The organism is Roseiarcus sp. (genome assembly GCF_052145395.1).
In the GTDB taxonomy this organism is placed as follows: Bacteria; Pseudomonadota; Alphaproteobacteria; order Rhizobiales; family Beijerinckiaceae; genus Roseiarcus.
In genome coordinates, this window is sequence record NZ_JBKQOT010000166.1 from 1 (window position 1) to 5,122 (window position 5,122).

Here is a 5,122-nt window from a genome sequence, read left to right on the forward strand (position 1 = left end):
TACGGCCCCGTTGCGCCGCCCTGCAACCGCTTGCGAGCCCCGCGGCGCGCGCTCGACGGCCAGGCATCGCTCCTTCGCAAGACGCCTTGGAACAGGCGTAATCCCTTGAAAATGCTCGATCGGGCAATGGGAGAACGTTGCAGAAAGTTAGCATTGATTTGGGTTGGGCGCCCCATCGGCTTGGCGTCCGTGGCGGGCGGCCTTGGGGATTGGGGCGGAGAAGCCTGCGGTCTCCGGCGCAAGCGCGCCTGGTGGTCGGAACTCCCCGGTAGGGCGTACTCCACACTGTAATATCGAGAAAATGCGGCGCCGTCCTTGGCCATTACGGGCGTCCGGAAAAAGCGCCGCAACCTCTTGAAAACCCTCGAAACGGAGTTGGAAACGGCAGAGCGGGGGATCGGCGCTTCGAGCTCTGGAAGGGTCGTCGGCCTCGAGGGACGGGAGCGCGGCCTTCGCTCGCTTTCCCCGTCCCGCTGTGTTAGGGCGGGCCCGAATTCGCCGGCGACGCGCAACAAAGCGGCGCGCCGGCTGCGGATCGAGCACGAAATGACTGATATCTTTCAGGAAGTCGACGAGGAGGTCCGGCGCGACAAGGCGGCGGAGTTGTGGAAGAAGTACCAAAACTATATCATCGGCGCGGCGCTGCTGATCGTGCTCGCCTCGGCCGGATTCCGCTACTGGGAGTATCAGAAGGAGCGGGCCGCTCAGGCGGCAGGCGAGCAGCTCCAGGCGGCGATCGCCGCCTTCGACGCCGGCAAGCCGAGCGAGGCGTTCGGGGGCCTCGCCAAGCTCGCGGCGGATGCGCCCGGGGGCTACCGCATTCTCGCCCAGATGACCGAGGCCGGCGCCAAGGCTTCGACCGACCCAGCCGCGGCGATTGCAGCCTTTCAGGCCATCGCCGGCAACGGCTCGGTCGATCCCCTGTTCCGCGACGCGGCCAAGTTGCGCGCGGCGCTCCTTCAACTCAACATTCCCGGTGAGGAGGCGGCCGGAACGGCGGCGCTGACGTCGCTCGCCTCCGCCGATGGTCCCTACCGCCGGCTCGCCAAGCTGACCCTCGGCGCGCTGGCGATCGGCCGCGGCGACACTGACGACGCGGGCAAGCAACTCGACGACGTGCTCGGCGACCCGGAAGTCTCGCCGACCGAGCGCCAGCTCGCCGAACGCTGGCTCGCCCTCGTCGCGTCGAACCGCCCCCCCAAGTGACCGCGGTTTCATGAGCAAGGTCGCGATCATCGGCCGGCCGAACGTCGGCAAGTCGACCTTGTTCAATCGTCTGGTCGGAAGGAAGCTCGCGCTGGTCGACGACCAGCCCGGCGTCACGCGCGACCGGCGCGAGGGCGACGCGCGCCTGTACGATCTCGCCTTCACCGTCGTCGACACGGCGGGGCTCGAGGAGGGCGATCCGGAGACGCTGGCTGGCCGCATGCGGGCCCAGACCGAGACGGCGCTTACCGACTGCGACGCGATCCTGTTCCTCATCGACGCGCGCGCTGGGATCACCGGGACCGACCGGCATTTCGCCGCCGCCATCCGCCGCGCCGGCAAGCCGATCCTCGTCATCGCCAACAAGGCCGAGGGCGGGGCGGGGCGCGACGGCGCCTACGAGGCCTTCGGCCTCGGCCTCGGCGAGCCGATCGCCTTGTCCGCCGAGCACGGCGAGGGCTTGCGCGATCTTTACGACGCGCTCGTCGAAGCGCTGCCGCCCGCAGCCCGCCTCGACCCGGACGAGGTGGAGGAGCGCGATCCGCTCGTTCTGGGCGAGGAGGAGGAGGACGGCAGCGTGCTCGACACGACCAAGCTGCTGCGCATCGCCGTGCTCGGCCGCCCCAATGCCGGAAAGTCGACGCTGCTTAACCGCATCCTCGGCGAGGACCGGCTCTTGACCGGCCCCGAGCCCGGCATCACGCGCGACTCGATCGGGATCGAGACCGAGTGGCGCGGGCGCAAGCTAAAGCTGTTCGACACCGCGGGCCTGCGCCGCCGCTCCAGGGTGAGTGAGAAGGTCGAGAAGCTCGCGGTCGCCGACGCCCTGCGCGCGGTGCGGTTCGCCGAGGTCGTGGTCCTGCTGCTCGACGCGACGATCCCGTTCGAGAAGCAGGACCTGTCGCTCGCCGACCTCGTCGAGACCGAGGGCAGGGCGCTGGTCATCGGCCTCAACAAGTGGGACCTGATCGACAACAAGTCGGACAAGGCGCGCGAATTGCGTGAGGAGGCCGACCGGCTTTTGCCGCAGTTGCGAGGGGCGCGCGTCATCCCGGTTTCGGGCCTCACCGGCGCGCATGTCGACAAACTGCTCGAGGCGGTGGTCGCCACGAACGAGATCTGGAACATGCGCATCTCGACCGGGCGGCTCAACCGCTGGCTCGGCCCGGTCGTCGATTCGACGCCGCCGCCGGCCGTGTCGGGACGGCGGATCAAGATCCGCTACATCACCCAGCCGAAGGCGCGGCCGCCGTTCTTTGTCCTGTTCGGCAATTCGGTCGAGCACATTCCGGAGAGCTACAAGCGTTACCTCGTCAACGGCCTGCGCGAGACCTTCGGCCTCATCGGCGTGCCGATCCGGCTGTCGATGCGCTCCGGCGGCCAGAATCCGTACGCGCCGAAGAAGCGGCGCTGACAACGGGCCCGAGGCGGATTAAAACTGGGCCGATCCCTCTTTCCTGTCGAGCCCGCCATGGCCTCTCTGTCCACGCCCCTGCCTCCGCGCGCCGAACCGCCGACCTTTCGCGAGGCCCGTGATCTCCTGCTCGATCTCGACGACCGCTACATCGCGGCGAAGACCCAGTTCGTCTGGCCGCGGCCGGAGCGCTTCAACTGGGCCCTGGACTGGTTCGACTCCGAGCTCGCCGCGGGCCAGCACGGTGCGAAGACGGCGCTGAAGGTCGTCGGCGAAACGGTCCAGATTCGCAGCTACGGCGAACTCGCCCGCGAGTCGTCGAGCCTCGCCAACGGCCTTCGGGGGATCGGGGCGAAGCGCGGCGACCGCCTGTTGATGATGCTCGGCGCGACGCCGGAATTGTGGGTGACGATGCTGGCGGCGATGAAGCTCGGCCTCGTCCTCATCCCCGCCATGCCGCAGCTCAGCTCCTCGGACATCGCCGACCGGCTCGAACGCGGGCGGGCGAAGTTCTTGGTCGCGCACGGGGCCGACGCCGGGAAATTCGCCGACGTCGAAAGGAAGGCGATCCGCATCGCCGTCGGCGAAGCGCCCGAGGGCTGGCGCCCGTTCGCCTCGCTCATGAGCCCCAGCGCGCGCTTTCAGCCGGACGGGCCGACGCGCGCCGACGACCCGATGCTGCTCTACTTCACCTCGGGCACGACGGCGCGCGCCAAGCTCGTCGTCCATACGCACGCGAGCTATCCGATCGGCCATCTGACGACCATGTACGGGCTCGGCCTCAAGCCCGGCGACGCGCACCTCAACATTTCCTCGCCCGGCTGGGCGAAGCACGCGTGGTCGAACGTGTTCGCGCCCTGGAACGCCGCGGCGACGGTGGTCGCGCTCGCCGGCCGTTTTGAGCCGCGCGCGGCGCTCCACGCGCTCGTGGACCACGGCGTCACGACGTTCTGCGCGCCGCCGACCGTGTGGCGCATGCTGATCCAGGAGACCTTAAGCGACTGGAAGGTCGGCTTGCGCGAGATCCTGTCGTTGGGCGAGCCGTTGAACCCCGAGGTGATCGAGCAGGTGCGGCGGGCCTGGGGCCTGACTTTGCGCGATTCCTACGGCCAGACCGAGACGACCATGATGGTCGCCAACTCGCCGGGCCAGAAGGTCATTCCCGGTTCGATGGGCCGCGCCCTGCCTGGCTATCGCATCGTGCTGCTCGACGCCGACGGGCTCGAGAGCGACCAGGGCGAAATCGCCCTTCCGCTGCGCCCTCGCGCCGTGGGCCTCATGCGCGGCTACGGAAACGAGACGGGCGAGGCGGCGCCGGTCGAGGGCGCGTACTACCGGACCGGCGACGTCGCCTCACGCGACGCCGAAGGCTACGTCACCTACATCGGCCGGGCCGACGACGTGTTCAAGTCGAGCGACTACCGGCTCAGCCCCTTTGAACTCGAAAGCGCTCTGATCGAGCACGAGGCCGTAATGGAGGCCGCGGTCGTGCCGGCGCCCGACCCGGTTCGCTTCACCACGCCCAAGGCCTATGTCGCGCTTGCGCCCGGGTTCGCGCCCAACGCCGAGACGGCCGCCTCGCTCTTCGCCCACATCCGCGAGCGCCTGTCGCCCTATAAGCGCGTGCGCCGGATCGAGTTTTCAGAGCTGCCGAAGACGGCGTCGGGAAAAATCCGCCGGGTGGAGCTGCGCGGGCGCGAAACGGATCTTGCCGAGAAGGGCGAGCGGGCGGCGAGCGAGTTCCGGATCGAGGACTTTTCCGAGTGACGGCGAAGCAAACCTGGATCCGGGTCATCGCAAGACATCGGACTGGGCCTCAGGCGAACATTTGGCGCGCCCAACGGGACTCGAACCCGTGTTTTCGCCGTGAAAGGGCTACTACTACACTCCGCGCCAGTCCTACTGGCTCCGTCTAAGTCTCTGATAGTAGGCTTCTACCTGCGCAAAGCCTCCATATCAATCCGAGGTTGACCGACTGATTCCGCCCCCGTACACTGGACACAAACGGGACACCAACTCCTTGAGCGGCCATGGCAAGGAACATACGCAACAACCAGCTCGAACACCGAGCAAACAGACTGAAGCTCCCAATCGCCAAGAAGCCTGTCTTCGTCAGAATTGGACCCGGCATCTCCCTTGGCTATCGCCGCAACCAAACTGCGGGGACATGGGTTTTGCGCGTTGCTGACGGCAAGGGCGGTGCGAGGACCACGGCCATTGCCCATGCCGACGACTATGCCGACGCTGACGAACAGAGCTTCCTAACCTTCTTTCAGGCTCAGGAAAAAGTGAAATCAATGGCCAGAGCAACAAGCGATGGCCGTGTTTTAAAACCAATCACGGTTGGCGAAGCTGCCGCCAATTACCTTCAAGTTCTGAGTGTGAAAAATGAGAGGACTGCCTACGACACGCGGCTTCGGCTCGAAAAGCATTTCCTGCCAAAATTTAGTGAAAAGCCGGTGGCAAATTTAACCAAAACCATGTTGGATAATTGGCTGGCGT

At 66.8% G+C, this 5,122-nt stretch carries 3 protein-coding genes and 1 pseudogene; all 4 read left to right on the forward strand.

Annotation, left to right across the window (positions count from 1 at the left end):
- The first annotated feature begins 546 nt into the window (after positions 1-546).
- Positions 547-1,206: a tetratricopeptide repeat protein gene (locus tag ACLP25_RS05900; protein ID WP_442468300.1), complete on the forward strand. Its 660-nt coding sequence runs from the start codon at positions 547-549 to the stop codon at positions 1,204-1,206.
- Between the two features lie 10 nt (positions 1,207-1,216).
- Positions 1,217-2,620, forward strand: a complete 1,404-nt coding sequence (der, locus tag ACLP25_RS05905) for a ribosome biogenesis GTPase Der (protein WP_442468301.1) — start codon at positions 1,217-1,219, stop codon at positions 2,618-2,620.
- Between the two features lie 57 nt (positions 2,621-2,677).
- Positions 2,678-4,387: an AMP-binding protein gene (locus ACLP25_RS05910; protein ID WP_442468302.1), complete on the forward strand. Its 1,710-nt coding sequence runs from the start codon at positions 2,678-2,680 to the stop codon at positions 4,385-4,387.
- A 263-nt stretch (positions 4,388-4,650) separates the two neighbouring features.
- A pseudogene (locus tag ACLP25_RS05915) lies at positions 4,651-5,122 on the forward strand (site-specific integrase); the annotation flags it as partial.

Bases quoted from the DNA above. Each gene is read 5' to 3' on its own strand.
- ACLP25_RS05900 (WP_442468300.1), top strand. From the start codon at position 547: ATGACTGATATCTTTCAGGAAGTCGACGAGGAGGTCCGGCGCGACAAG.
- der (WP_442468301.1), top strand. From the start codon at position 1,217: ATGAGCAAGGTCGCGATCATCGGCCGGCCGAACGTCGGCAAGTCGACC.
- ACLP25_RS05910 (WP_442468302.1), top strand. From the start codon at position 2,678: ATGGCCTCTCTGTCCACGCCCCTGCCTCCGCGCGCCGAACCGCCGACC.